The organism is Micromonospora sp. NPDC049102 (genome assembly GCF_043197485.1).
Taxonomy (GTDB): domain Bacteria; phylum Actinomycetota; class Actinomycetes; order Mycobacteriales; family Micromonosporaceae; genus Micromonospora.
The window spans coordinates 74,425-96,229 of record NZ_JBICTE010000020.1 but is presented as its reverse complement, the minus strand read 5'-3'; the positions used below and the strand labels follow the sequence as shown (position 1 = coordinate 96,229).

Below are 21,805 nucleotides of genomic sequence, written 5' to 3'. Positions count from 1 at the left end.
GCGGCTGTCACCTCAGGTAGGCGGCGAGCGGGATGTTCTGCGCCCGGAGGGCGGTGACGATCAGGCCGGCGATCTGTCTGGCGCCGGCGGCCTCGAAGTGGGTGTGGTCGTTGCAGAAGAACGCGCCGACCGCGCCCGTCGAGTAGTCACCGTTGTTCGGGCACAGTCTGAGCGAGTTGTAGAGCGCCACGCTCTTCGCGTGCAGGTCGATGACCGGTACGCCGTTGGCGGCGGCCGCAGCCGTCGTCTCGGCGACGAAACCGCGGTTGCCGACGGCGGTGCCGCCGCTGCAGGTGATCGCCGCGACCGGGGTGACGAAGATCGGCTTCACCCCTCTGGCCTTGGCGGCCGCCGCCATCACGCCGAGCAGTTCCTTGAAGCGATTGGTCCCGACGTGTCGCGGGCAGGCCGAGTCACCGTCGTTGATGCCGAACTGGATGATCAGATAGTCACCGGTCTTGAAGCCGCTGCCGGTGTCCAGCATCGCCGCCCACCGCGCACTGTAGGCAGTCGAGCTGAGCGTGCACTCGCCGGCGGAGTTCTTGGTGGAGGTCACGTTGCCCTCGTACAGCCACGTCTGGATGCTGCGACCGCCGACGGCACTGTTCTGCACGGTGACCGCCGACGTGAAGTAGGGCGCGAACTGGCTACCCCAGCCGATCGGGCAGGAACTGGCGTTCATCATAGTGGAGTCGCCGGCCATCCACACCCTGATCGGCGTTGGTGTCGGTGACGGGGAAGGGCTGGCCGACGGTGTGCTCGGGCCGGTGCAGGGTGTCGGCTCCGGCGTCGGCGCAGTGGGCGTCGGCGTGGGGGCAGTCGGCGTCGGCGCGGTGGGCGTTGCTGGCGGCGAGCCGGCACAGGTGGTGCCGTTGAACGAGAACGACGACGGCACCGGGTTGCTGCCGCTCCACGAGCCGGTGAAGCCGAAGTTGACCGATGCGCCAGAGCCGACGGCGCCGTTGTAGCTCACATTGGTGGCCGCCACCGCCGAACCGGTGACCGTGACGGTGGCGTTCCACGCCTGCTGCACGCCCTGCCCAGGGGCAAGACTCCACGCGACGCTCCAACCGGTCACCGCGTCGCCGAGGTTGGTGACGACGACATCCGCCCCGAACCCGCCGGCCCACTGGCTGGTGATCCGGTAGTCGACAGCGCAGGCCGGGGTGGCGGCCTGGGCGGTGGCGATGCCGAGCCCGCCGGCCACGACGGTCAGGACCGTTGCCGCCAGGACCACGAGACGCGATCGGCGAACCGTCATCGGGTTACTCCTGCCTCGATCGGAGACGCTCGCCTTCACGCGACGGCGGCGCACGGGGAACCGTTGAGGGCGAAGCCGGTCGCTCCGCCGAGCGGGCTGTCGGTGATGATTCCGAAGCTGGTCGAACCGGCGGCCGGGATCACCGCGTTCCAGGCGGCGTTCACCGCGGTGGCCGCAGCGCCCGACTGGGTAACGGTGGCATTCCAGGACTGCGTGATCCTCTGACTGCCCGGCAGGGACCAGGTCAGGGTCCACCCGTTGACCCCGACGGTGGAGGTGTTGCCGAGCGTCACGTCGAACTGCGCACCCGTACCCCAGTCACCGGTCTTGAGGTAGGTGACCGTGCAGGCGCCGGCCCCAGGAGCGGTCGGCGCGGGTGTGCTCGGCGCAGGCGTCGTCGGCGCAGGCGTCGTGGGGGCCGGCGTCGTCGGTTCCGGGGTCGTGGTGAGTCGTGCGCTGAGGATCGGGGCCAGCCTGTCGGTGATGGCCTGATGACCCGCGTCGTTCGGGTGCACCGAGTCGCTCAGGCCCCCGGACGGCAGCCAGCCGGTGGTGTCCACGTAGAACACGTTGGCGTCACCCGCGGCGTTGCGCGCCCGCACCGCCGCCTCCGTCTCGGTCGCATAGCGACCGATGAACGTCCGCAGGGCGAAGAGCTTGGCGTTCGGGAACTTGGCCCGGATCCTCGTCAGGAAGGTGGTGTACGTCGCCTGGAAGGCCGCAGCGCTCACACCATGGCTCTTGTCGTTGGTCCCCAGGTTGATCACCACACCGTCGGCCGCATAGCGGGAGAAGTCCCACGGATCGGTGCCGACCTGGCCACCGGACGACATCCAGTAGCGTGTCGCCTGCGCCCAGCACCCATCGGTCGTCTCGGCCAGACACATGCCACCGATCGCGATCTGGGTGTGGTCGTAGCCGAGCCGCTCACCGACCTTGAAGCCGTAGTCCGTCACGGCGAGCTGACTGCTCGTGGCACCGGCGGTGATCGAGTCACCGATGAACTCGACCAGCTTGGGGCGGGCTGGCGGCTTGAACGTGCCCGCGCCCGAGTCCAGGATCAGCCCCTGGAAGACCGCGTCACCGGTGTAGGAGCCGGCCACCTGCCGGTAACTGACGATCAACGTGTGGTTGCCGGCCGCCAGCGCGGTCGGCGTCAGGTTGACCGTGCCGGAGCCGGTGAAGGACGTGAACGCCCTACCGTCGATGCTGGCCCAGAGCTGGATGGTGTTGCGCTGCCGGAGCTTCACCGTTCTGCCGGTGAACCCGACCCGCAGGTACGCGCCGGCCCAGTAGGGCACGTAGGCCGAGGCGTTCGTCGTGTTCCACCGGCCGACGAAGCTGATGTTCGAGTCGGTCGGCGTGCCGTCACCGACCGCGGCCTCGGCGCTGAGGACCGGCAGACCCGCGGCGAGCACTCCGGCGACGACTGCGATGAGGGCCGCGGTACGCGGGGAACGAATCCGCCTCATCGGATGGGGTTCCAGCCGTCGCTGCCCGCCAGGTACGCGGTGGGTGTGTACTGGGTGGCGGTGGAGGCGCTCATCTGGGGCCGGTCGGCGTTGATGACGGCACCCGGCCCGGTGCTGCTGTACTCGGCGAACCGGGCGGTCCTCCACGAGAAGCCGGACATGTCGGTCCAGGGGTCGGTGCGGATGTGTGCGCCCATCGCGACGCCCCGGTAGAGGACCTGACCGCGGGCGTTGACGTCGCCGCTGGGGTGCCAGGGCCGGCCGAGGTAGACCGTCCTGGCCGGAGCGTTGCTGGTCAGTGTGGTGCCCCAGAACAGGAAGCCGAACTTGTTGTTGATGTCGGTGGCCGCGGCGGTGAGGTAGCCGTTGTTCGACGACGAGCCCCGGGTGAGCGAGTGCACGGTGCCGTTCTGGAAGACCATGGTGCCCCGCCCGAAGATGAAGTCGACGTCCCCCTCCACGTAGGAGTTGCGGACGTAGAGACGCCGGACCGAGCTGACACTGGGCGCGTTGACCAGCAGGGTGTCCTGGTTGCCGAGGATGCGGACGTTGTCGAACTGCACCCGGTCGCCGGAGGTGTTGACAGCGACGGCCTGCTCGGCGTCGAGGGTGTTGGCGGCCTCGTTGAAGTCGTTCGACATGGTCAGATTTCGGATCGTGGTGTCGTTGGCGTTGACGAACACCGAGGCGCTGCCGGACGTGCCGTACGTACCGCCGCCGGGCTTGGTCTGGCCGGATGCGTGCCCCTCGACGATCACCACCTGGGCGGCGGAGCTGCCGGTGCCGACCAGGGTGAGGTAGGGCTTGTTGGCGGGAATGGTGACCACACCCCGGTAGGTGCCGGGTTTGATGGTGATGGTGACCGGCACGCCGTTGTTCGCCGCGACGCTGTCGATCGCCGCCTGGACGGTCGTGAAGGTGCCGCTGCCGTCGGCGGCCACCGTGATGGTCGCTGATGCCGACGCCGGGGAGGCCAGCGAGACCGTGGCGACGAGAGCACACACCGTCACCACGGCCATCGGGCGCACGCGAAGGACCCTGCGGGGTGTGGTCATAAGCGTTCTCCGATCTCACGAGGCCCCGCCGACGGTCATGCCGACCGGCAGACAGCCGAGTTAAGTTAACGTTAACATCGACGAACTAAAATATAAAGGCAGCGGTCCCTGGATGCGTCATCCGACCCGGACACCCCGCTCGGACGAGGTGGGCTCGGTGGCCACCGACGGTGTCCGCCCGGGCAACAGGAGCGGGGTGGCGAGCAGGAGAACGCCGGAGATGGTGATCGCGGCAAGCGGACTGGTGAGGGTCGCGAGGACGCCCCAGACCACCACCAGGACCGCCTGGACGAGTCTGCTGACGGCACTCCACGTACTGAGGACGCGTGCGGCGTGGCCGAGCGGGGTGCGGTGCAGTCGCTCGGTCGCGTAGATCGGGTTGAAGACGCCCATGCAGGTGATCAGCAGTCCCTCGACGACGATCACGGTGACGAGTCCGGGGATGCCCGGCTGGACGAACGACAGACCGAGGGGGAAGACCGAGCGCAACCACCCGGAGACGATCATGACCCGGTGTCGACCGTGGCGGGCCACGAGGCGCGCGGACAGGCGGGCACCCACCAGACCGCCGAACGCCGGGAGGCCGAACGCGAGACCGTACTGCCACGCCGGAAGCTGGTACTCGCCCAGCAGGAGCACGGCCAGCAGTGGCGCGGTGGCCATGATCAGGCCGCCGACCAGTATCGAGTTCAGGAACAGCCCTCGCAGGGCCCGGTCGCGCAGGATGAACCGCCAGCCGACCAGGAGATCGGCGCCGCGCGGACGGCCGGCACGTGCCCGGGGTGACGCGACGTCGCCACCGCGGATGCGCCGGACCGCGAGCGCCGACAGCAGGTAGCTGAGGGCGTCGGCCGCGACGGTGACGACCGGACCGAGCAGCCCGACGAGCGCGCCACCGAGGGGTGGGCCCACCGCGGTCGCCGCCCAGTTCGTGGCCTCGAACCGCCCGTTCGCCACCAGCAGGTGATCGCCCTGGACGAGGTACTTGAGGTACGCGCCGGACGCGGTGGCGAAGGCGATGCTCGCGGTCCCGGAGAGGACCGAGACCACCAGCAACTGGCCGTAGGACAGCAGACCGAAGGCGTACGCGAGCGGGACACTCGCCATGGCCACGAACCGGAGCAGGTCCATGGCGACCAGCACCGGACGCTTCGCCCGGCTCTCGACCCACGGTCCGAGCGAGAACGCCACGACCGCCGCGACGGCCGGTCCGGCCGCCGCCAGGATCGACACGGCGAACGCCGGTGCGTGCAGGACGCGAACCGCGATCAGCGGGAACGCGCCGAAGGCGATCCACGTGCCGTACGTACTGACGGCGTAGGCCGACCACAGCCAACCGAAACCGGGCCCCAACCGCGCGCCCATCCGCCCCCCTCGTGACAACCGATGTTCGGGTCCGGGCAGCACACCAACGGCACCGACGTGAGCGCAAACAACTGACCGTCGGGCGCGTCACAACCGTCGGTTGTGCGGGTGGATGATGAGCCGGTGGATACCGAGGCGGTGCGGTCGTTCGTGCGGGCGGCCGAGTTCGGGCAGTTGCAGCACGCGGCCGACGAGCTGGGGGTGACGCAGCAGGCCGTGTCGAAGCGGATCGCGGCCCTCGAACGCGCCCTCGACGTGCGGTTGTTCACGCGTACCCCCCGAGGGGTCGAGCTGACACTCGACGGCCAGGCGTTCCTCCCGCACGCCCGGGGCATCGTCGCCGGGGTGGACCGTGCGGTCGCCGCGATCAGGCCGGGCTCGCGGGCCCTGCGGATCGACGTGCTCGGCCTGCGCTCCGCGCAGGCGGTCGTCCTGCACGACTACTGGCGGTCACATCCGGAGATCGATCTCGACGTGGTGACCCTGCGGGTCACCGACCCGCGCGAGGCGGTCGCCGCCGTCCAGGCGGGCGACGTCGACGCCTCGTTCCGGTCGGTCACCGACCCGGCGACGCTGCCGCGCGACGTACGGATGGTCCACGCGTTCGACTCGCCGCTGGAACTGCTCGTCGGCCCACGGCACCCGCTCGCCGCCGCGCGCACGCTGACACCGGCCCGACTGCGGGGGCACCGGATCTGGGTGCCGGGCATCGCGCCCGGAAGCGAGTGGGCGGACTTCTACGACCAGCTCACCACCACCTTCGACCTGCGGATCGACGCCGCCGGCCCGAACTTCGGCAACGAGGTGCTGATCGACATCCTCGCGGCATCCGCCGACGTGGCGACCCTCGTCGGCGCGCGCGACCGGTATCTCTGGCCGCCCGGCCACGACCTGCGCCGCATCCCGATCGCGGGCCCGACGCTCGCGTACCCCCTCTCGCTCATCCTGCGCCGCGCGAACCCGCACCCGGCGCTACGCGCGGTGATCGACCACTGCGCGGGCCTGGCGCCGTCGCCCGCGGCGACGTGGCGCCCGTCCTGGGCGCTGTCGCCCGGGCGGGGCGACCGTCCGGTCGACGCGCCGCCCTGACCCGGTTCACCGGCGATCTCGGACTGGCCGAGGACGTCGACCCCGACCGGATCGACGACGACCTCCTGGCCCTGATGTTCGTCAGCTGCCACCCGGTGCTCCACGTCCTGTACGCGATCCTCACCGAGGGGTCGACGGCCACCTCGGGCGACCACCTGCTGCGCCCGGACGTGGCGTACGAGGCGATCCAGCTGATCCGTACGCTGGCCGCTCTGCAACCCGACGAGGCCGAGGTGCACGGTCTGCTCGCGCTCTGCGAGCTGACAGCCGCGCGTTTTCCGGCCCGGACCGACCCGGACGGTACGCCGGTCCTGCTCGAGGATCAGGACCGGCGACTGTGGGACAGCTCGGCGATCCGTCGGGGGCTGGCCGCGCTGAACAGGGCGTCACCTTGGAATTCCGGTCCCTACGCTCTACAGGCCGCGATCGCCGCCACGCACGCGGCGGCGCCCTCCGTGGGGTTCCGACCGTGCGCGGTGAGTTGCTGGCCCGGCTCGGCCGTTCGGCGGAAGCCCGCGTCGAGCTGGAACTGGCAGCCCGGCTCTGTGCGAACCAGCGCGAACGGGCCGTGCTGCTGCGCAGGGCGGCCACGCTGGGCTGAGGTCCGTGTGTCATCCGGTGGGGCAGTCTGGTGGTGTGAACGGTGACGACGTGCGAGCCCCTCGCGCCCAGGCCGGGTCCAGCCCGCAGCACCTTCTGGCGACAGTGCTCGGCGAGTATCTCGACTCGACGGACGCCGACCTGCCGTCCGCGGCGGTCATCGCGATCCTGCGCGAGTTCGGCGTCAGCGAGTCCAGCGCTCGTGCCGCCCTGTCCCGCCTGGTCAAGCGGGGCCTCATCGCGACGAGGGCGGGCCGGAGACCACCGGTCTACCACCTGACGCCCGAGGCGATCGCCCGGCACCGCGCGCGGATGCGGCAGTTCCTGACGTTCGGCGCACAGCCGCCGCATTGGACCGGCGACTGGGTGCTGGCCTCCTTCTCGATCCCGAGCTCCGGTCAGGCGTCGCGGCACGCCGTGCGCAGGGCGCTGGGCGCGCTGCGCTTCGCGGGCCTGTACGACAGCGTGTGGATCCGGCCGGGGTCCGACGCCGCACCCGCCAGGGGCGTGCTGAGGGAACTGCTGAGCCACGTCGAGGGCGCCCGGTGGTCGGTCATGCACGTCCGGTTCGACGAGGAGTCCGGACCGCACGGACCGGCTGCCGCGTACGACCTGGCCGCGCTCGCGTCCGCGTACGCGACCTTCATCCAGCGGTACGCGCCGCTGCGGATCGCAGTGCGCGACAACGCGGTCGGCGCGGCACGGGCTCTGGTGGCCCGGACCTCGGCCATGGACTCCTGGCGGAGGTTCGCCGACATCGACCCGGACCTGCCCGATCATCTGCTGCCGACGCCGTGGCCCCGCCGGAAGGCCAGGGAGACCTTCCTGGAGATCCACACCGCGCTCGGCGCGCTCGCGCAGGCCCGACTGGTCGAGGTGGCGACGCCGCACTGGCCGGACGCCGCCGCCTGGATCACCCACTTCGAGGCGTCGGACGACCTCTCGGCGCCGGCAACGACCGCCGGTCGGCGCGCGGGCTGACAGCGTCGGTGGGCGGCCGCAGGACAGACGGGACATTGACACTTTTCGTTACGGCAGTGATAGTAACTGCACACCGCTCCCAATCGGATCGCCTGTGGGGACCCCGCCGGGTGGTCGACGCGTACACATCGACCTGGCCCGTGGCCTGCGCCGACCACCGGTCGCTGCGCGAACGAACAGCCGCCACCGCCGCCGCAGGGAGCCCCACGTGACATCCGTTGGAGGGGTGCATGAGAAGAAGAGCGAAGATCTACGCGGGCTTGGCCGCCGCCGTCGTCCCGGTCGCCTCGGTGATCATCGCGCTCGGCGCGACACCGGCAGGTGCCGCCGTCGGCGGTTCCGGCCCCTATCCCGCCGACTACGAGACCTCGGCGAGTCTGGCCAACCACACCATCTTCCGGCCCCAGACGCTCCCGTCCGAACGCCTGCCCATCTTTGTCTGGGGCAATGGCGGATGCTCGGCCAACGGCCTCTCCCAGGGCAACTTCCTGCGCGAGATCGCCTCGCACGGCTTCCTCGCCATCGCCAACGGCGCCCCGAACGGGTCTGGCTCCACCAACTCCCAGATGCTCACCCAGTCGATCGACTGGGCCATCGCGGAGAACTCCCGCCAGGGCAGCAAGTACTTCAACAAGATCGACACGACAAAGGTCGCGGTCGCGGGCTTCTCCTGCGGCGGACTGGAGGCGTACGCCGTCTCCAACGACCCACGCGTCACCACGACCGGCATCTTCAGCAGTGGCCTGCTCAACGACGCCGACGACTACCAACTCAGGAGACTGACCAAGCCGATCGCCTACATCATCGGTGGCCCGAGCGACATCGCCTACCCGAACGCCATCGACGACTGGGGCAAGCTGCCGTCCGGGCTGCCCGCCTTCATGGGCAACCTCAACGTGGGGCACGGCGGCACCTACGACCAGGCCAACGGCGGTGAGTTCGGCCGCGTCGCGGTGCTCTACCTCAAGTGGCGCCTCAAGGGCGACACCACCGCCGGCGCCAACTTCGTCGGAACCAACTGCGGTCTCTGCCGTACGCAGTGGACCGTCCAGCAGAAGAACCTGACGCTCGACGGCGGCACGCCGCCGACCACCCCACCGCCGACCACGCCACCGCCGACCACGCCTCCGCCCACCACGCCCCCGCCGACCGGCGACGCCTGCACCGCCACCTACGCCGTGCAGGACCAGTGGAACGGCGGATTCGTCGCCAACGTCACCGTGAGCGCCGGGAGCACCGCACTCAGCGGTTGGCGGGTCACCCTCAACCTGCCGAGTGGCGCCTCGGTCACCTCGCTGTGGAACGGCGTCGCGACCGGCAGCAGCGGGACGATCACCGTCACGAACCAGAGCTATAACGGACGGTTGGCCGCGGGTCAGAGCACCAGTTTCGGATTCCAGGGCACCGGAAACGGCAGCGGAGCCGCCGCCACCTGCACCGGCAGCTGACATCGACTCGTCCTCGGCGGCCGGCGCTGCACGCGCCGGCCGTCGAGCGCGTTCCGCCCCCTCCCGAGGAGACGACGATCGCCGACACCACGTTGGCCGAGATCCTGCAAGCCGCAGCGAACGGGCAGTTCCCGCCGGCGGACGGCGGGACCACGGTCGTACCGCAGCCGTGCCACCGCGACGCCGGAGTCATCGCGTTCACCGCGCACTCCGTGGTGTTCACCGACGAAGACCCCCAGTGGGTACGTCGTACCCTGGCGACTCTCGACTGCGACGGCCTGGCGGCCACGATGAACCCGCGCTTCCTCGCCGCGTTGCTCGACCGCACCGGGCGCTCCACCGACACCATCGACCTCCTGACGGTCGCGGGCCCTCTTTCCGGCGCGCCCCCGGTGACGCTGCGCGAAGTGACGAACAGCGGGCACGGCCGCGTGGGCCGGTCGCGTCGGCGTCGCGACGACGTCCGGGTCTGGGCTGCCGACGGTGGGGTGGTCGTCCTGGGTCGAGGGGTGGCGGGTCGCTGGGAGACGGCGATCGAGGTCGACGAGGGGTGCCGTCACCGGGGCCTGGGACGGGCGCTGGCGACGGCCGCCCGGCATCTCGTACCCGACGGGCAACCGGTCTGGGCTCAGCAGGCCGCCGGCAACGCCCGCAGTGTGCGCGCCTTCCAGGCGGCCGGGTTCCGCCCGGTCGGCGCGGAGGCGCTGCTCCTGCCACCCGCTCGGCCGTAGGCTCCGCGCCGCGACCGAGCGTTCCGCCGCCTGCTCAGAAACCCCGGAAGACGCCGTCCGGGCCTGTCGAGCGAGTTGACGTCGGCACGGATCACCGGGACGCACCACGTCTCCGGCAGGCGCGCATCCCCGCCGTTCACCGTCGGCGCATTCAGGACCGCCTCCACACCTGGCACGTCTGCTGGAGCCGCCACACGCCATCGGGCTGCCGTGCCTCGTTGCGCCAGCGGAACTCGTCCGAGCCGATATCGGAGAAGGTCCACCGCAGGTCGCCGCCGTTCAGCACGATCTCGTCAGCGACGCGCGACGCCAGGAAGGTGTGCGTCCACCGCCGGGTCGGGCCCACCCACGTCGAGCGCCAGATCCCAGCACCGGCCGAGGGGTCGGGAAATCGCACGCTGACACCGTGTTCGACCCCGGGCAGGATCCAGACGTCCGTGGTCGCCCGCCCGCCGAGCGCATAGCCGAAGTGCCACTCGCCTCGGCGAACAGTCGAGGACCCGTGACAGGACGTCGTGTTAGCCTGCTCGTGCGCCCCAGATGGGCCTACCCCCGGAGGTTCTGGCTACTTCAGCCGCCATGCCGAGATCGACGCGTACGCGTCTCCCGCATGGGTCCGGGGCATTGCTGCCTTCGGGGTCTGTCAATCAGTACGGCTGCTGGACGCCGTGTGCTTCCGGTCGGGTCTTCGGATCGACCGAAAGACGGGTACGCGTGACAGTCACGTTCAACCACACCATCATCGCCGCGACGGACAAGCACGCGTCGGCGGCCTTCTACCGGGAACTGTTCGGACTCCCGGAGGCGCCCTCGTGGGGGCCGTTCGTCAACGTCCTGCTGGACGAGGGTGTGCTGCTCCAGTTCGCCGAGCCGCCGGTGGACATCCAGATGCAGCATTACGCGTTCCTCGTCGACGACGAGCTGTTCGCGCGTGGCCTGGCGTACATCCAGGAACGAGGCATCACGTACTGGGCCGACCCGCACATGAAGCGGCCGGGAGAGACAAACACCGAACACGGTGGCCGAGGGTTCTATTTCAAGGACCCGGCGGGACACGCGATCGAACTGATCACGCGCCCGTACCTCTAGCGGCCGCCCCTGGTCGGACGCTGCGGCTCGGCGTCCGACCAGGGCGTGCGGGCGAGCCGCGCTACCGCGGCCGGACGGCGAGGCGGATGTGCACGACGTCGTCGAGGGCGATGCCCTCCTTGTCGCGCACCGAGTCCCGCAGCGGAAGGACATGGCCCTCGTCCTTCGGGAACAGCGAGGTGCGCCCCCGGCTACGTTCCCGCTCGCTGAGCCGGGCTACGCCCGCGTCCACCGACGGCGCCGCCAGCAACTGGCGTACCACCTCCGGATCGAGCGCCGTCCCACCGGCAGCCGGCGATCCGGCGGCAGCAGGAAACCGCTTACCTCTGCTCTATTGACGCTCGTAACTAGCTGTCAGTACCGTGATGCGGGCAGCGAGAAAGCGCTTTCCGACCCTCACCGTCCGACAGGGAGCGCCCCCATGCCCAAACACCTGCGCGCGATCTGCCTCGCCCTGCTCACCGTCGCCACCGTCCTGAGCACCACCACCGCCCTGCCCGCCGAGGCTGCCCCACGCTTCCGGGTGCTGGTCTTCTCGAAGATCACCAACTTCTACCACGACTCGATCCCGGCCGGCGTCGCCGCGATCCAGCAGCTCGGGACCGCGCACAACTTCGAGGTCGTCGCCACCACCGACGCGGCCGCCTTCACCGACGCCAACCTCGCCACCTTCGACGCCCTGGTCTTCAACAACACCAACTCCACCCCCGCCTCGGGTGACCTGCTCAACGCCAGCCAGCGCGCGGCGCTGCAGACGTTCATCCGCAACGGCGGCGGCTGGGCCGGGCTGCACGCCGCCTCGGCGAGTGAACGGGACTGGCCCTGGTACGAGGGCCTCGTCGGCACCATCTTCGACTACCACCCCGACTTCTCGGCCACCGGCGGGACGTACCCGGGTCGGGTCAAGGTCCTCGACCGCGCCCACCCCTCCACCCGCAACCTGCCGGAGCTGTGGGAGCAGAGCGAGGAGTGGTACAACTGGCGGACCAACCCCACCGGCAACGTGCACACCCTCGCCCAGATCAAGGTGCGTGACGGGATCAACGGCCTGGACGAGGGCGTCGACCACGCGTACTCCTGGTGTCAGCGCTACGACGGCGGCCGGTCCTGGTTCACCGCCGGCGGGCACGCCAGCTCCCGGTTCAGCGAGCCGGCGTTCCTGGAGCATCTGCGCTACGGCATCGAGTGGGCCGCCGGCGCGGTCGCCGGCGACTGCTCGGCGACCGGGACCGGCACCTTCGAGCGGGTGGGTCTGGTCACCGAGAACCTGGCCGACCCCTTCGAGCTGGCCGTCGCCCCCGACCGCAGGGTCTACTACATCCAGCGGACCGGCGCGCTCAAGGTGGTCGACTCGAACACGCTCCAGGTCACCACGTTGCTCGACTTCGCCTACACCTCGGCGATGACCGACCAGTCCGACGGACTGCTCGGGATGACCCTGGATCGCAACTTCGCCAGCAACGGCTGGGTCTACCTGCTCTGGTCCGACAAGACCCTCAAACAGCTCAACCTGTCCCGGTTCACGGTGGCGAACAACAGCGTCGCGCTCTCCTCGGAGAAGCGGCTACTGACCGTCCCGACGTACCGGGGCGTGGGTCGGGCCAACTCGCACATGGGCGGGTCGCTGGCCATGGACGCGGCCGGTCGCCTCTACGCCGCGATCGGCGACAACACCGACCCGTTCGCGTCCAGCGGGTACACCCCCATCGACGAGCAGTCCGGCCGGGCCGCCTGGGACGCCCAGGGCACCGCCGGCAACACCAACGACCTGCGCGGCAAGATCCTGCGGATCACCCCGCAGGCCGACGGTACGTACACCGTGCCGAGCGGCAACCTCTTCGCGGCCGGTACGGCGAAGACCCGGCCGGAGATCTACGCGATGGGCATGCGCAACCCGTTCCGGATCACCATCGAGCCGGGAACGAACGCGGTGCTCGTCGGCGACTACGGCCCGGACGCCCGCGCCGCGGACGCGAACCGTGGCCCGGAGGGGACTGTCGAGTTCAACCGCATCACCGCCCCCGGCAACTACGGCTGGCCGTACTGCGTGGGCAACAACATCCCGTTCAACGACTACAACTTCGCCACCAGCACCTCCGGGGCGAAGTTCAACTGCGCGGCACCGACGAACAACTCCCCCAACAACACCGGCCTCACCACGCTGCCGGCGGCGAAGCCGGCACTGGTCTGGTACGCCTACTCCGCCTCGACCCAGTTCCCCGAGGTGGGCACCGGCGGGGGCGGCCCGATGAGCGGCCCGGTCTACGACTACGACCCGGCGAACACCCGTACCAGCAAGTTCCCCGAGTACTTCGACGGCAAGTGGATCACGTACGAGTTCACCCGCAAGTGGTTCAAGACGCTCTCGATCCACCGGACGGCCCAGACCTTCACCAACTCGCACTTCGGTCCCACCGCCGTCGGCGACCTCCAGTCGATCAACGGGATCTTCGAGAACATGAGCTGGATCCAGCCCTTCGAGGCGGAGTTCGGCCCGGACGGTTCGCTCTACGTCATCGACTTCGGCGAGGGCACCGGCAGCGGTCGCGGCGGCAGCAACGCCGGCGCCGGCATCTACCGGATCGACTACGTGGCAAACGGCCGACCACCGACCGCGAAGATCGCCGCCACCCCGGACAGCGGGCGCGCACCGCTCACGGTCACCTTCTCCTCGACCGGCACGACGGCCGGTGACGGCACGGCGCTCAGCTACGCCTGGGACTTCACCAACGACGGCACCACCGACTCCACCGCCGCCAACCCGAGCTTCACCTACCCGACCGCCGGGACACACACCGCCCGACTGACCGTGCGCAACAGCGGCAACGGGCTGACCGCCACCGCCGTGACCGACGTCGTCGTCGGCAACACCAGGCCGACGGTCACCATCACCGTGCCCAACGGCGGGTTCTTCGACTTCGGCGACAAGATCCCGTACACGGTGACGGTCACCGACCCGGAGGACACCACCATCGACTGCGCCAAGGTGACCGTGCAGACGCAGCTCGGCCACGACACGCACGCCCACCCGCTGGACGTCTACACCGGCTGCTCGGGGCTGCTCGCCACCGAGGCGGACGCCGGCGACGGGCACGGGCCGGGGCAGAACCTCTACACCCTGATCACCGCGCAGTACACCGACGGTGGGGCGGCCGGCGGCGTACCGGCGCTGACCGGCTCGACCCGGGTCCAGTTGCAGCCCAAGAGCAAGGAGTCGGAGCACTTCAGCGCCCAGTCCGGCCTCATCGTCAACGACCGGACCACCGCCCGCGCCGGCAAGCGGCTCGGCGACGTCGACCACAACGACTGGGCGGCGTACGGGCCGGTGGACCTGCGCAACATCGGCTCGGTGACGCTCGGCGTGACCAACGGTGGCCTCGGCGGCACCATCGAGCTGCGCACCGGCTCGCCCACCGGCACCCTGATCGGCACCGCCGCCATCGGCTCGACCGGAGGGTGGGACAACCTGGTGTCCCCCACCGTCACCCTGAGCAACAAGCCGACCGGCACCACCACCCTGTACGCGAAGTTCGTCAACGCCGCCCAGGTCGGCGGCACGCCAGACCTGATGTCGCTGGACTGGATGCGGTTCAACGGCGCCGGCGTCAAGCAGGAGCCGGGCGGGACCCTGTCGATCGCCGCCAACCCGACCGGCGGCGTCGCGCCACTGACGACCAGCCTGACGGCCACGGCGACAGCGCCGTCGGGCCAGAGCATCACCGACTACGCGTGGGACTTCGGCGACAACAGCGCCGTGACGCACGGTACGACGCTGCGGTCGACGAGTCACAGCTACTCCCGCAAGGGCACCTTCACCGCCCGGGTGACGGTCACCTACACCGGCGGGGAGACCCGCTCGCTCAACCTGACCGTCACCGTGAGCTGATCAGCGGTCGAGCTTCGAGATCTTGGACAGTTTCCGTTAGCTGTTGACGGAAACTGTCCAAGATCTGCGCCTGAGTGAGCCGGCGCCGCTAATTCGACAGCTCTTCCGGTACGGGCACGCCGAGGTGCGCGAGGAGGGCGGCGACCTCGCTGTCGAGCTGCACGCCCACCTCGTGGATCGCGTCCACGCCGAACGAGCCGAACATACGACTGGGCTGCTCGATCACGAACCGCGCCCCACCGCCCGGCCCGTCGCCGATCATCGTGCGCAACGGCGCGTACAGCATGGCGGTCGGGTCGTGCTGGTACATCTTCTCGGCGATGGTGTGGTTGCCCATCAGGTACTCGACAGGGTTGCCGGCGTCACCCGCGAGGCTCATCATCGGCCGCAGATCGCCGCTGCTCCAGTAGATGAGGAAGTCGTGAGGCGCACGCTCGCGCATCAGGGCGAGCACGTCGTCCCAGGGGGCGTCGCGGGCCACCAGGGCGTCGAACGCGGCGGCGTCGTAGGGCGGGACGGCCTGCTCGTACTGCCGCCGGAACTCCTCGTACGGTCGATCGACGCTGATGTCCAGGCGTCGGGCCTGGTAGGTGCGTTCGGTGTACCCCTGCCCCATCGCGCGCTCCCGGTCCCCGAGCTAATTAGGCCGTCTCGCCACTTTAGTCGGAAATCGGTCGTCGAGGCCGTCGATCCGGCTGCCGCGTAAGCGACGGCCGTCCGGCACCCGCTGGCCCGACGGCACTGATCGTTTCCGTGGACTCGACGCGGGGAACTGCTTCGGACGAGGTGAGGGAAAAATGAGCCGATACGCACCGCCGTCGACCACCCGAGCGCCATGGGCGCTCGGACTGATCCTGCCGTTGCTGGGCACCGTCGCGCTGAGCACCGCCTGCACGACCGGCGACGGCACGTCCGACGCGGCGTCGTCGGCCGCGCCGACGACGGCGGCCGCGCCGAGTCCGGCCGACCAGCCGTCCGGGAGCGCCGGCGCGCCGACGACGATCCCGACATCGGCCTTCGTGGAGCTACCGTCCGAGCTGCGGAAGTCTCCCCGCCGGTCGACGCCCGTCGCCGAAGCCCTGCCGAAGCTCTGCGCCAACGAATTCGGCACCGGGGGCCGACAGGTCACCGCCAGCGCGGCGATGACGGTGACGTACAAGAAGGCCGGCGAGCCCGACAGCAACACACCGCAGGGCATGATCCACCAGACCATCTTCACCTTCGACGGTGACGGCGCCACCGACTACCTGCGGCGCGTGGGCGATGCGGTGCGGGCGTGCCCCTCCTTCGACCAGCAGGGCAGCAAGGTCACGGTCGAGAGCAAGGCGGTGACCGGTGTCGGGGACGACGCGTTGCTCGTGACCCGGACGTGGAGCGCGACGAGCATGAACGGTGAGCGCACGGGCGGTGCCGGCTCCAGCCAGATCGCCGTGGCCCGGGTCGACGGGGTCGTGACGGTGTTCGACGACCAGGGCTGGGAGGGCAGCAGCGGCAACCCGACCATCCTGGACCGGACCATGCGCGACGCCGTGCACGCCATCGACGCCTGGCAGCGCTAGAAAGAACAGTGGGGCAGCGCACGACGGCGCCGCCCCACTGTTTCGTACGGCTACTCCTCCCAGGCGCTCTGCTGGGTGGAGACGAGGTTGCCGGGGACGACAGTGCCGTTGGTGCGGTACTCGGTGTACGCCCAGAAGTCACCCGCGGGCAGCGGCCGGTTGGGCTTCAACGTGAAGGTGAGGCTCTGACCGCGCTCCGTCGTCGACGGCAACGTCAGCGTGGCCGGCGCGTACGTGGCGTTACGGCCGATGATGGCGTGGCTCAACTGGAAGTCCACGACCGGGCCACCGGGCACCTGAGCGAACACGTACGCGGTGTAGCGCCCCGGCTCGGGCAGGAACTTGTACGCCTGCTCCGCGCTGGTCCAGTACCTGTCACTGCTGTAGACGAGTTTGTCGCCCTTGTACAGGTACAGGTCGAGGTTGGTGTTCGGATCCTCGGTGTTGGCCTCGACGATGATGCCGGCGGTGTTGGCCGGCACCGTGAAGTCGACCTTCTTCACCCCGGACGCGCTCGGGTCGAACACGCCGCCGTACACGCCGGCCGGCATCGAGTACGACTCCCGGCGCATCGGCGTGTAGCCGGTGCTGCGTCCGGTGAGCGGCCCGGTGAAGCCCGGCTGGGCGTAGCCGAACGAGCCGCTGGTCATCCGACCGAACTCCTCGCCGTCGTCGGCGTACGGCCGGGGGGTGATTCCCCATGGGCGGGCGGCGACGGGCATCCGGGCACTGTGGGCCTTGCCCTTCCAGGTGATCGACCCGGTGACGTACCGGTCCCAGGGGGCGCTGCCCCGGCGCAACGTGATGGTCACCGTCGCGGACTTACCGGGCGCGAGCGTCACCGACGCGGGCGACACCGTGACCGCCATACCGGGCAGGCCGGACACCGACGACCGGTACGTCTCCCGCGTGTTGCCCACGTTGGTGAGCGTGCGGGTGAGGGTCACCGGGCGGGTGCCGTCGTACTCGCGCAGCGAGATGGCCGGAAGGTTGAGTTCCTTGCCGTCGGGCTGGGCCGTCTCGCTGAACGTGACCAGCTCGGCGGCGGTCGGCTCGATGACCAGACCCGGGTCCTTGGCCCCGGCCAGGTTGATGAAACCGCTGCCCTGGTCCAACGGGTTGCTGGTGCCGCGGGTGTCGGTGGCGGTGGTCCGCAGGGCCGAGGCGACGGTCCCCGGCGACCAGGTCGGGTGGGTGGCCCGCAGGATCGCCGCCGCGCCGGCCACATAGGGCGACGCCATCGAGGTGCCGGAGTACGCGTCGTAGTTCCGGCCGAAGTTACCCGCCGGCGAGACCGCGGCGACAATGTCCGTACCCGGTGCGACCAGGTCCGGCTTGAAGACGCCGAGGGTCACCTGGTCCGGGCCGGTGGAGGAGAAGTCCGCCACGCTCGGTACGCCCGCGACGCTGGAGCCGTCGCCGCCGGTGCGCAGCGACACCCTGGCGTCGGTGGGGTGGCGCATCAGGTAGTTGAACAGCGCGCCGGCCTGCTTCTCAGTGTTCAGGTAGACCACCGGGAAGTTGTAGATGGAGTTGACGCGGTAGTTGCCGCTCGGGTCGAACAGGACCATCGCCGCACCGCCCTTCTCCTTCACCTCCAGCGCGGAGTTGAAGGGGGTCGACAGCGCGCAGGCGACCACCTTGCCCTTGATCTTGGCCGGGTCCAGGCTGCCCGGCTCGCAGTACGCCGAGCCCTGCTCCAGCGAGCCGGCCTGGTCGCCGAAGAGCATCGGCCGCGAGGCGTCGCCGGGCAGCGCGTCCAGCGAACCGCCGACCAGCTTCGTGCCGTCACCGAGCTTGACCGTCGCCTCGTTGGGCTTGGTCACCGCCGCGCCCACCGTGGTGACCCAGGGCGCCGCGTTGCTGATGGCACCGCTCACGATGCCGGTGTTGCCCGCCGACGCCGCCACGAAGACCCCGGACAGCGTGGCGTTGAGGAAGGCGACGCCGATCGGGGTGTTGGCCTCCCAGTCGCCGAGGTCGCTGCCGATGGAGAAGTTCAGGACCTGCACACCGTCGGAGACTGCCGCGTCGATACCGGCGATGATGTCGGCGTCGTAGCCCATCCCGGCCCAGAGCACCTTGTAGACGGCGATCTGGGCGTCCGGCGCGACACCGGAGACGGAACCGAAGGAGCGGCCGTCGATCGTGACGTCCCGAACCGGCAGACCGGCTGCCGTGGACGCGGTGTGCGTACCGTGTCCCGACATGTCGCGGGGGGACAGCACCTCACCCTCGGGCACCGAGCCGCCGCCGGCGAGCCACGTGTCGGCGAAGTACCGGGCACCGACGATCTTGCCGTTGCAGTGCTCCGCCACGAAGGCCACGCCGGTCTGGCACGTGCCGTGCCACGTCTTGGGCGCGGGCATCGTCTTGGCGAACGAGGCGCTCTCCGGCCAGATGCCGGTGTCCAGGACGCCGACCACCATGCCCGCTCCGGTGCCGGGGCCGGGCTTGACCGGCTTGGCGGGGGCGGTGGGCTTGGCGGCGTCGTCCGTGGTGGACGGAGCGACCGCGGAAGAGGTCGGCGTACCGGCGGCGGTGGCGTTCGGGGAGGCCGGGAGCGGCGTCGCCGAGCGCGTGCCCAGTGCCCGTGCGGCGGTGACGGCGCGGACCCGCTTGTCGGCCCGCAACGCGATCGCCTGCTTCGCGGTCAGCGTCGCCGAGAACCCGTTGAAGGCGGCGGTGTAGGCCGTCTTGACCTGGACACCAGCCGCTGAGGTGACGGCGGACCGCTGCGCGTCGAGGTGCCGGCGGTACGCCTGCGACGGTGCCGACGTCACGTCCAGCCGGTTGCCCGGCGTCGGGCGGGTCCGCGCCAGCCCCGACGTCCCGCCGACGTACGTGGTCAGCGGCTCCTCGGCCAGCTCGACGACGTAGACCCCGGAGCCGTTGGCGTCCACGGCGCTCTTCGGGTTGGTCCCGTCGGCGTCGGCGCGACGGTCGGCTCCGTCGGTCAGTGTGGTGCGCCTGTCGGATCCGTTGGTGAAGTAGCCGGTGCTACCGCTGGCCGGCCGGGCCGCGGGGGCCGCCGACGCCGATCCCGCGACACCGGTTGTGCCGGTGATCATCGCGATGACCAGCGTCGGTAGCGCCAGTCTTCGCAGGTTGTTCCCGCTCGTGCTCGTCGACACGAGACTCCCTTCCATCGCTCCTGTGTGGAGCTTCCCTGTTGACCGCGACCCGCATGGGAGCGCTCCCCCACCTAAGCCCGCGACGGTTAATCGAGGGTTCGAACGGTGTTACGGATCGCCGGTGCACATAAGATCACGATGTTTCGACCGTGCCTAGATCATGTTTTCTTCGCCACGACTGAGGAAGAATCAGCCACTCCGGCCAGCGGACTCCGGCGGGTGCGGCGGACCCGGGACCCGGGGTCCTCGCACACCCGGACCAGCCCGGCAGCGTCAACGAGGCTCAGACCGGGAAGCGACCCTGACGCCACTGCCAGTGCCGGCCGGACGACAGGTGGTCGACGATCGCGCGTTGCAGGACGGTGCGGCGCGGCAGTTCGCCGAGCGGCGTGGTCAGCGTACGGAACACGAACCGCAGCACCTCGACGTCGGCGTCCAGCCCCTCCGGCTCCTCGTAGGGTTCCAGCTCGAACCGTCGCTGGAACCGGATGATGTTGGAGTCCTCGGGCAGGTACTCCCGCAACTGGGGGTCGAGAAGCCACGAGCCGCAGGAGAACGCCGTGTAGTGCTCGTCCGGGAAGTGGCGCGCGAAGAAGACGCGGGCCTCGTCGAGCGACGCCGAGACCGCCTCCGGGGTCAGCGGCCCCGCGTCGGGTATGTGCAGCCCGATGGCGCCGTCGCCGCGGTGGTGCTGCAACCGGCCCAACTCGTAGACCGCGCCGCGCACGTGCAGCGTCAACCAGCTCTGCATGACCGGCCAACCCTCGCCGCGCATCCGCCGGTCGACCGCCAGGTTGCGGCCCAGGTCGGCGAGGGTCGCCCAGGACACGGCGTCGGGAACGCCGTGGTCGTGGTGGTAGCCCCGCACGACCTCGACCAGGGCGAGGTACGCGTACACGTAGAGATGCCGCCAGGCGGGGCCACGGTCGAGCGGCAGCTCCGGGCCGGGTGGCAGCCAGGCGTAGCCGCCGAGATCCGCGCGGACCAGCGCGATCGAACGGTCGAGCAGCCAGCGCAGCTCGGGCGTCCACAGTGGTGACCCGTCGTCCGGCCAGCCTGCCATGATCTCGGCGACGTCGTCCGGAGGTACCGCGAGCCGATCGAGGATCGCGGGCACGTCGGCCTTGGCGGGCAGCGGGGCCGAGGGCCGGTCGCCGGCGAGCCGGTGCACACGCTCGACGGCCTCGACGGGTGCCCCGAGCAGGGCCGCGGTCTCGAACAGATCCACGCGGACGACCTTACCGCCGGGTGGCATCGGCCCAGGGCCCGTACCCGTCGCGGTGGTCAGACGACGTGGCGCAGGTAGCCGGCGATCGCGGCGTCGAGCACCTCCGCGCCCGGCCGTGCCCAGACCTCGGCGGAGAAGACCTCCACCTCGATCGGACCCCGGTAGCCGGCCGCGTCCACCGCCTCGCGGAGCCGTCGCAGCTCGATGCACCCGTCGCCGGGCAGGGCGCGTCCGAGCAGCACGCCCTCCGGCAGCGGCGTCACCCAGTCGCAGACCTGGAACGCGGCGATCCGCGCGCCGGCCCGGTCGATCTGCGCGTACACCGTGTCGTCCCACCACACGTGGTACGCGTCCACGACCACGCCGACCACCGCCGGGTCGAACCGTTCGGCGATGTCGAGCGCCTGGCCGAGGGTCGCGATCACGCAACGGTCGGCGGCGAACATCGGGTGCAGCGGTTCGATCGCCAGCCGTACGCCGGCCGCCGCCGCGTGCGGCGCCAGCTCACCGATGGCGTCGGCGACCCGACTCCGGGCCCCGTCGACGTCCCGGCTGCCCGCCGGCAGTCCGCCGGAGACGAGTACCAGCTCGGGCGCGCCCAGCGTGGCCGCCTCCTCGATGGCGCGCAGATTGTCCGCCTGCCAGTCGTCGGCGGAGAAGAAGCCGCCCCGACACAGCGAGGTGACGGTCAGCCCCGCGTCGCGGACCAGCTTCGCCGCGCGGGCCAACCCGTACCCGGCCACCGGCTCCCGCCACAGCCCGATGCCCGGTACGCCGGCCGCCACACAACCGGCAACCACCTCGGGCAGCGGCCAGTGCTGGGCGGTCGCCTGGTTGAACGAGAAACGGGCGAGGCTCACTGGGCTGCCCTTCGTTCGCGACTGCGGGGCTCGCAAAACCGGCTCAC

The 21,805-nt window shown here is 70.4% G+C and carries 18 protein-coding genes; 8 read left to right on the top strand and 10 right to left on the bottom strand.

Annotation, left to right across the window (positions count from 1 at the left end; genetic code table 11):
• Positions 1-7: 7 nt before the first annotated feature.
• From ACGFH9_RS19850 to ACGFH9_RS19835, 4 genes are all read right to left on the bottom strand, one after another.
• Positions 8-1,261, bottom strand: coding sequence for a cellulose binding domain-containing protein (locus ACGFH9_RS19850; protein ID WP_393221252.1), 1,254 nt, complete (start codon positions 1,259-1,261; stop codon positions 8-10).
• A gap of 35 nt (positions 1,262-1,296) precedes the next feature.
• Positions 1,297-2,733: a cellulose binding domain-containing protein gene (locus ACGFH9_RS19845; protein ID WP_393221249.1), complete on the bottom strand. Its 1,437-nt coding sequence runs from the start codon at positions 2,731-2,733 to the stop codon at positions 1,297-1,299.
• Positions 2,730-3,752 (bottom strand): pectinesterase family protein, encoded by a 1,023-nt coding sequence (locus ACGFH9_RS19840; protein WP_393221303.1) that lies wholly within the window; start codon positions 3,750-3,752, stop codon positions 2,730-2,732. The genes ACGFH9_RS19845 and ACGFH9_RS19840 overlap by 4 nt, the downstream gene beginning before the upstream one ends.
• A 153-nt stretch (positions 3,753-3,905) precedes the next feature.
• Positions 3,906-5,153, bottom strand: a complete 1,248-nt coding sequence (locus tag ACGFH9_RS19835) for an MFS transporter (protein ID WP_393221246.1) — start codon at positions 5,151-5,153, stop codon at positions 3,906-3,908.
• A gap of 123 nt (positions 5,154-5,276) precedes the next feature.
• Between ACGFH9_RS19835 and ACGFH9_RS19830 the strand changes: the two genes are divergently transcribed.
• The 5 genes from ACGFH9_RS19830 to ACGFH9_RS19810 all read left to right on the top strand — a co-directional run bounded on the left by ACGFH9_RS19830 (position 5,277) and on the right by ACGFH9_RS19810 (position 10,002).
• A complete protein-coding gene (locus ACGFH9_RS19830; protein ID WP_393221243.1) occupies positions 5,277-6,242 on the top strand; it encodes a LysR family transcriptional regulator in 966 nt (321 codons plus the stop codon).
• Complete coding sequence (locus tag ACGFH9_RS19825; protein ID WP_393221240.1) at positions 6,179-6,889, top strand: DUF6596 domain-containing protein; 711 nt, start codon at positions 6,179-6,181, stop codon at positions 6,887-6,889. Before ACGFH9_RS19830 ends, ACGFH9_RS19825 begins: the two co-directional genes overlap by 64 nt.
• A gap of 4 nt (positions 6,890-6,893) precedes the next feature.
• Complete coding sequence (locus tag ACGFH9_RS19820; RefSeq protein ID WP_393221238.1) at positions 6,894-7,823, top strand: PaaX family transcriptional regulator C-terminal domain-containing protein; 930 nt, start codon at positions 6,894-6,896, stop codon at positions 7,821-7,823.
• A gap of 230 nt (positions 7,824-8,053) precedes the next feature.
• Complete coding sequence (locus tag ACGFH9_RS19815; protein ID WP_393221236.1) at positions 8,054-9,271, top strand: cellulose binding domain-containing protein; 1,218 nt, start codon at positions 8,054-8,056, stop codon at positions 9,269-9,271.
• Positions 9,272-9,363: 92 nt separating this feature from the next.
• Positions 9,364-10,002 carry a GNAT family N-acetyltransferase gene (locus ACGFH9_RS19810; RefSeq protein ID WP_393221233.1) on the top strand — a complete coding sequence of 213 codons (639 nt, stop codon included), beginning with the start codon at positions 9,364-9,366 and terminating at the stop codon, positions 10,000-10,002.
• A 151-nt stretch (positions 10,003-10,153) separates the two neighbouring features.
• Here the strand turns inward: ACGFH9_RS19810 and ACGFH9_RS19805 are convergent, their stop codons facing one another.
• A complete protein-coding gene (locus ACGFH9_RS19805) occupies positions 10,154-10,399 on the bottom strand; it encodes a hypothetical protein (RefSeq protein ID WP_393221230.1) in 246 nt (81 codons plus the stop codon).
• Positions 10,400-10,716: 317 nt separating this feature from the next.
• Between ACGFH9_RS19805 and ACGFH9_RS19800 the strand changes: the two genes are divergently transcribed.
• Complete coding sequence (locus tag ACGFH9_RS19800) at positions 10,717-11,091, top strand: VOC family protein (protein WP_355246684.1); 375 nt, start codon at positions 10,717-10,719, stop codon at positions 11,089-11,091.
• A 61-nt stretch (positions 11,092-11,152) separates the two neighbouring features.
• Here ACGFH9_RS19800 and ACGFH9_RS19795 read toward each other — a convergent pair whose 3' ends face one another.
• A complete protein-coding gene (locus tag ACGFH9_RS19795; RefSeq protein WP_393221227.1) occupies positions 11,153-11,353 on the bottom strand; it encodes a DUF1905 domain-containing protein in 201 nt (66 codons plus the stop codon).
• 159 nt (positions 11,354-11,512) lie between these two features.
• Between ACGFH9_RS19795 and ACGFH9_RS19790 the strand changes: the two genes are divergently transcribed.
• Positions 11,513-14,977: a ThuA domain-containing protein gene (locus ACGFH9_RS19790; protein WP_393221224.1), complete on the top strand. Its 3,465-nt coding sequence runs from the start codon at positions 11,513-11,515 to the stop codon at positions 14,975-14,977.
• Between the two features lie 88 nt (positions 14,978-15,065).
• Here the strand turns inward: ACGFH9_RS19790 and ACGFH9_RS19785 are convergent, their stop codons facing one another.
• Positions 15,066-15,593 (bottom strand): hypothetical protein, encoded by a 528-nt coding sequence (locus ACGFH9_RS19785; RefSeq protein ID WP_393221221.1) that lies wholly within the window; start codon positions 15,591-15,593, stop codon positions 15,066-15,068.
• Between the two features lie 181 nt (positions 15,594-15,774).
• On the opposite strand from ACGFH9_RS19785, the gene ACGFH9_RS19780 reads away from it, so the two are divergent.
• Positions 15,775-16,536 carry a hypothetical protein gene (locus ACGFH9_RS19780; RefSeq protein ID WP_393221218.1) on the top strand — a complete coding sequence of 254 codons (762 nt, stop codon included), beginning with the start codon at positions 15,775-15,777 and terminating at the stop codon, positions 16,534-16,536.
• A gap of 50 nt (positions 16,537-16,586) precedes the next feature.
• Here ACGFH9_RS19780 and ACGFH9_RS19775 read toward each other — a convergent pair whose 3' ends face one another.
• The 3 genes from ACGFH9_RS19775 to ACGFH9_RS19765 form a co-directional block, all read right to left on the bottom strand.
• Positions 16,587-19,670: a S8 family serine peptidase gene (locus ACGFH9_RS19775; protein ID WP_393221215.1), complete on the bottom strand. Its 3,084-nt coding sequence runs from the start codon at positions 19,668-19,670 to the stop codon at positions 16,587-16,589.
• A 283-nt stretch (positions 19,671-19,953) separates the two neighbouring features.
• Complete coding sequence (locus tag ACGFH9_RS19770) at positions 19,954-20,898, bottom strand: acyltransferase domain-containing protein (protein WP_393221212.1); 945 nt, start codon at positions 20,896-20,898, stop codon at positions 19,954-19,956.
• A 56-nt stretch (positions 20,899-20,954) separates the two neighbouring features.
• Positions 20,955-21,758: a sugar phosphate isomerase/epimerase family protein gene (locus ACGFH9_RS19765; protein WP_393221209.1), complete on the bottom strand. Its 804-nt coding sequence runs from the start codon at positions 21,756-21,758 to the stop codon at positions 20,955-20,957.
• Between the last annotated feature and the right edge of the window lie 47 nt (positions 21,759-21,805).

Bases quoted from the DNA above. Each gene is read 5' to 3' on its own strand.
- ACGFH9_RS19815 (WP_393221236.1), top strand. From the start codon at position 8,054: ATGAGAAGAAGAGCGAAGATCTACGCGGGCTTGGCCGCCGCCGTCGTC.
- ACGFH9_RS19850 (WP_393221252.1), bottom strand. From the start codon at position 1,261: ATGACGGTTCGCCGATCGCGTCTCGTGGTCCTGGCGGCAACGGTCCTG.
- ACGFH9_RS19835 (WP_393221246.1), bottom strand. From the start codon at position 5,153: ATGGGCGCGCGGTTGGGGCCCGGTTTCGGTTGGCTGTGGTCGGCCTAC.
- ACGFH9_RS19780 (WP_393221218.1), top strand. From the start codon at position 15,775: ATGAGCCGATACGCACCGCCGTCGACCACCCGAGCGCCATGGGCGCTC.
- ACGFH9_RS19840 (WP_393221303.1), bottom strand. From the start codon at position 3,752: ATGGCCGTGGTGACGGTGTGTGCTCTCGTCGCCACGGTCTCGCTGGCC.
- ACGFH9_RS19785 (WP_393221221.1), bottom strand. From the start codon at position 15,593: ATGGGGCAGGGGTACACCGAACGCACCTACCAGGCCCGACGCCTGGAC.
- ACGFH9_RS19790 (WP_393221224.1), top strand. From the start codon at position 11,513: ATGCCCAAACACCTGCGCGCGATCTGCCTCGCCCTGCTCACCGTCGCC.
- ACGFH9_RS19845 (WP_393221249.1), bottom strand. From the start codon at position 2,733: ATGAGGCGGATTCGTTCCCCGCGTACCGCGGCCCTCATCGCAGTCGTC.